Origin of the sequence: Halomonas sp. KG2, assembly GCA_030440445.1 — a bacterium.
Classification (GTDB): Bacteria; Pseudomonadota; Gammaproteobacteria; order Pseudomonadales; family Halomonadaceae; genus Vreelandella.
In genome coordinates, this window is record CP098529.1 from 70272 (window position 1) to 74924 (window position 4653).

Annotated in this window: 2 protein-coding genes; both read right to left on the bottom strand. The window is 52.9% G+C overall.

The window, feature by feature from the left end:
- Position 1 precedes the first annotated feature (1 nt).
- Complete coding sequence (locus NDQ72_20750; protein WKD30467.1) at positions 2 to 3034, bottom strand: acyltransferase domain-containing protein; 3033 nt, start codon at positions 3032 to 3034, stop codon at positions 2 to 4.
- Positions 3021 to 4604, bottom strand: coding sequence for an aminotransferase class V-fold PLP-dependent enzyme (locus NDQ72_20755; GenBank protein WKD30468.1), 1584 nt, complete (start codon positions 4602 to 4604; stop codon positions 3021 to 3023). The genes NDQ72_20750 and NDQ72_20755 overlap by 14 nt, the downstream gene beginning before the upstream one ends.
- Positions 4605 to 4653: the final 49 nt, after the last annotated feature.

A 4653-nucleotide genomic window follows, 5' to 3' on the forward strand; every position in this document is an offset into this window, starting at 1 on the left:
CTCAATTTACGTCCACATGCATACCCAATTGCCGGAGCATGGACTGCATTTCGTCGTCACTCATCTGGGCTGGCTGCACTGTGGAACATTCGACCGGAGTCTCAGAAACGCACCTTTGTTTCGCCTCTCTCATCAATTGCACAAGCAGGTCTTTCATCACCGGCGTCTTCAGAATGTCTGTGGGCTTGATTGATATCCCGCTATTTGCCAGCTCACGACTGATCTCAAGTGCTTGCAGCGAATCGCCCCCAAGCGCAAAGAAATTGTCATCTACCGTGATGTCCTGATTCAGGATGATTTTTTTCCATGTTTGCAACATGGTTTCTTTCACGTCTATTCCAGATTCGGTTTGAGGTGGTCGACTGCGGGCCGGGTCGGGAGCCGCTGCGCTGTTTTCGGGTCTGTTCTGCGAATCCTCGTCGGGAGTAATCCAGAAGGCATGGCGATCCAGCGCAGGTACCGGCAGATCAACCACATTGCCCTTTGGTATGACTGAATTCAAATCAAACGTCACGCCTTTTACCCAGGCTGCACCGATAGCTTTCATGACGGAATCATGGGTGATCTGATCGTTCTGATCGGTACAGGAAATCACGCACGCCGAGGGATAGTGCATGCGAACTAGAGTGCCCATTGCGTTTCCAGGACCAACCTCCAGAAATACCGGCTCTTCGCCCTGCTGTTGCGCCTGATGCATTATGTCAGTAATGCCACCTGCAAAATCCACTGTCCCACGCAAATGCTGCACCCAATAGTCTGCATCTAATACGTGTCCTACTGGCAAAACCCTTCCGTTTACGTTCGAGGCCAACGCGACAGTAAGCGGTCCGGGCTCAAAATCGAGCGTTTCACGCCACTCAGGTAGAGTTTTCTGCATCAGATAACTGTGAAAGCCCCGGCTTACCGGCAGTTTTCGACAGCGGATCATATGTGTTTTACAGTAGGACATCGCTGCGTCTATTCCAGATTTTGAACCTGAGATAACTGTTTGCATTGGGCCGTTTACCGCAGCCAGATCTGCATGAATTGCTTCCTCATGCAGTAATACTTCGACCCGCTCGCGCGGCAGGGAAAGTGCCAGCATGGCGCCGGAGCCGGTCGCTTCCATCAGCCGTGCTCGTGCATCGAGAACGCGGGCAGCCTCCGCTTTCGGCAAGGCATTGGCAGCGTATGCACCAATCAATTCGCCAAGACTGTGACCTGCCACAACCTGTTCGTGTAGACCCGCTTCCTGAAACACCCTACGCAAACCCAGGCACAGTACGAACAGGGCAGGCTGACTCCAACGCGTCATTTGAGCATATTCGTCCGCCTGCACACGATCACCTTCTTGCGGAAACAGCCAGCGACGCAAATCCGTGCCGAGAAAAGGCGAGAACTCAGCGCTAAGACGGTCTACTTCATCGCGGAACCCCTGGTGCCGATGGTACAGGTCCTTAGCAACGTTGCTCCATGGACTGCCTTGTCCGGGAAATAGCATAACTAACCGAACCGGTTTATCAGAACACTGGCCACGAACAAGGTTTGTGCCAGCTTGTGGAGAGAGCAGATCGTTCCCGGCCAAGGCAGCACGACACTTCAATCGTGTCCGGCCGTGAGCGAGTGTGTAAGCTACGTCCCCACGGTCTATCGAAGGATCCTGCGCGACCTTTTGCTGGGTTGTCTCAATGTATCGATCCAGTGCTGTATTCGAACGGGCTGACCACAAATAAAGAAGCGCGTCCTGACGGGATGGCCGAGAAGTCCGGCGAGGTGGCGTCGCAAGAACTACATGTGCATTAGTACCACCGAAGCCGAACGAACTGACGCCGGCATGTAACGGCCTGTGCCGGGGAAGCGCCGCGCCCGTATTACAAATGAAAAATGGCGTACGCTCCAGTTCCAGCGCCGGATTCGGCTGTGTGAAATTGAGCGTCCCGGGTAGCCAGCAATCATGCAAAGCCAGTGTGGCCTTGATGAGGCCTGTAACGCCACTGGCCACATCCAGGTGGCCTACATTGGATTTGACTGAACCCAGTGCACAATATTGTCGCTGTGAGGTTCCATACGCCAGCGTCAGGGCCTGTACTTCAATCGGATCGCCCAGAGCAGTTGCAGTTCCATGCCCTTCAACGAATGCCACGTCTTCGGCGCGTACATCGGCGTTATGCAAGGCATCACGTATGACTTGAGCCTGGCCGCTCACACTGGGTGCAGCAAACCCGGCACAATCGGCGCCATTGTTATTCACTGCACTGCCCTTGATCACCGCATAAATCTTACTGCCATTGGCCAGTGCATCTTCCAGTCGGCACAGAGCAACAGCTCCCACGCCATCACCAAATATCGTGCCATCGGCATCCGCATCGTAGGGTCGACACCTGCCGTCTGAGGACCTGACTCCACCCGGCGTGTACAGATACCCAACCTCTCCCAGCCCGGTAATGGTTGCACCACCTGCCAGCGCCAGATCGAGTTCGCCATTCAGTAGAGCCTGGCATGCCTGATGAACCGCAACAAGAGATGTCGAGCACCCCGACTGTATGGTCATTGAGATGCCGCGCAAATTCAGCTTGTAGGCAACCCTGGTCGCAATGAAATCCTTATCGGTTCCCATCAGGATCTGCATAATGTCCCGGTTGGCAAACTGGGTGGAACCCATGATATTATGCAACAGGTAAATACTCACACTGGTTCCGGCAAACACGCCAGTACGAATATCCTGGCTTTCCGGATCAGGCAGACCACAGTGATTTAAGACTTCGTGGCACACCTCCAGAAATACCCTTTGCTGCGGATCCGTGATCATGGCTTCGGCATGATTCATGCGGAAATAATCGGCGTCAAACAATTCTGGCTGCGGCAACACTGCACAACGAAAGATGTAGTTCGGGTCGTCAAGATGCTTCTCGTGCGTCGTCCCACGCAGGGCATCCGGTGCAATACCCTTGATGCAGGACTCAGAATTTCTGAGGCGATTCCATAGGCCTCGCACGTCCAGACCGCCCGGAAAGCGACCAGACAACCCGATAATGGCGATATCATTGCTGTGCATGCCCGTGTTCCTTCTCGTCTATCTGTGTTGCGATGGCAACCTGGTCATTCAGCAGGAAATCGATGTCCGCAGCAGTACTCAGGGGATTGAGCAGCACAGCTCGCAACAGCGTCAAAGACTGACCTTGGTACTGTGGTACAGGCCGGAAAGTTCTTGACACGAAACTGTCCCCTTTCTGACGTTGCAACTTTTGCAACGAGACATTGAAGGCGCTAATCTCCTCATTGTCTTCTGCGGAGAGCGTACAATTGCGGTACTCTTCAGGCAGGTAGCGGTAAGCCAGTAGATTCATTGTTGGCGCCACAATTAATTCAAACTCAGGGCGCGACTCGATGGCCTGCGCCATGTAGCGCGCACGGGCCATCGAGTCACTGAATAACACGTCATAACCGGTTTTACCGATCACATGCATGGCTGCATGCAAGTACAGCGCCGTTGCGGGGCGCGTGCCTTCCAGCGTAAACCTGCCCTGGTCAAAAGAGGTTGGCCGCACCGCATAGGGCGCGTGATGCATGGTGATTTCGGATAATTCAGGGTCGCGAAAAAAAAGAATGCCGCAACCGATGGGCAGCATCAACTGCTTATGCCCATCAATTGTTACCGTGTCCGCAAATTCAATGCCTTCAAGCAGATAACGGTTACTTTCACTCAACACTAGCCCCCCGCCCCAGGCCGCATCCACATGGAAGTGCACATTTGCCCGCTTGGCTAATTCACTCAGCTTACGCAACGGATCAACACTTCCATAGTCCGTCGATCCAGCGACAGCCACCAGACATATGACGCGGCGCCCTTCTGATTCACAGCTGGAAATGGCTTGTGCAACCGCGCCTAGATTGATCTGGTACTGGTTATCAACTGGGACTTTGTACAATTCGGCACCTAGAAGTTCAGCGGCCTTGTCAAACGAATAATGCATCAATTCGGAACCAATGATAACTGGCCGGATCTTTGCTGCCGACCGGTCTGATTCTACAATCGGCGTATTCATTTGAGCGCGCTGCAACGCCGTCCATACCGCGCATATATTAGCCAGTGTGCCGCCGCTGGTGAAAATGCCCAGCGTAGAGGAGAGTGTCTGTAAGTAACGTTGATAGAAAACATCGCTTCCACGGTAGATTTCGCGGTGAAACATGCCGATAACCTGTCGCTCCAGAAACGTGAGCCCGCGACTTGTCTCCATCTTGACCACGTTCTGGTTCAGAGTCTGGATCAATCGTCCGATTTCAGGTAGAAACTGCGGAATGGGTGCGGTCATATGGCCCAGATAACGTGGCGATGCAAGGTGCGAACAGTGCGGCAGAACATCGCGCTCAAGGGAGGTCAGATAGGCTTCAAGAGAAATACCCTCTCTGGGCATATCGAAATGTTTAAATTTGGCACATATGTCGAAAATCGAGTTACCATCTGATGCATCTGATGCATTCAAAAACCGATCACAACTGTCATCTACGCGCATTCTAATTGCCGCATTATCATCAGAACGATACAAGGCGCGAAGGAATTCCGTTGTCCCATCAGTATTGCGATTTTTGTTGGCTTGTGCATTCAAATCGAAAGTCATGTCCATGGTGAATTCCTCTATTCATAAACGATAAGGGGCTCTGGCCTCGACAAAA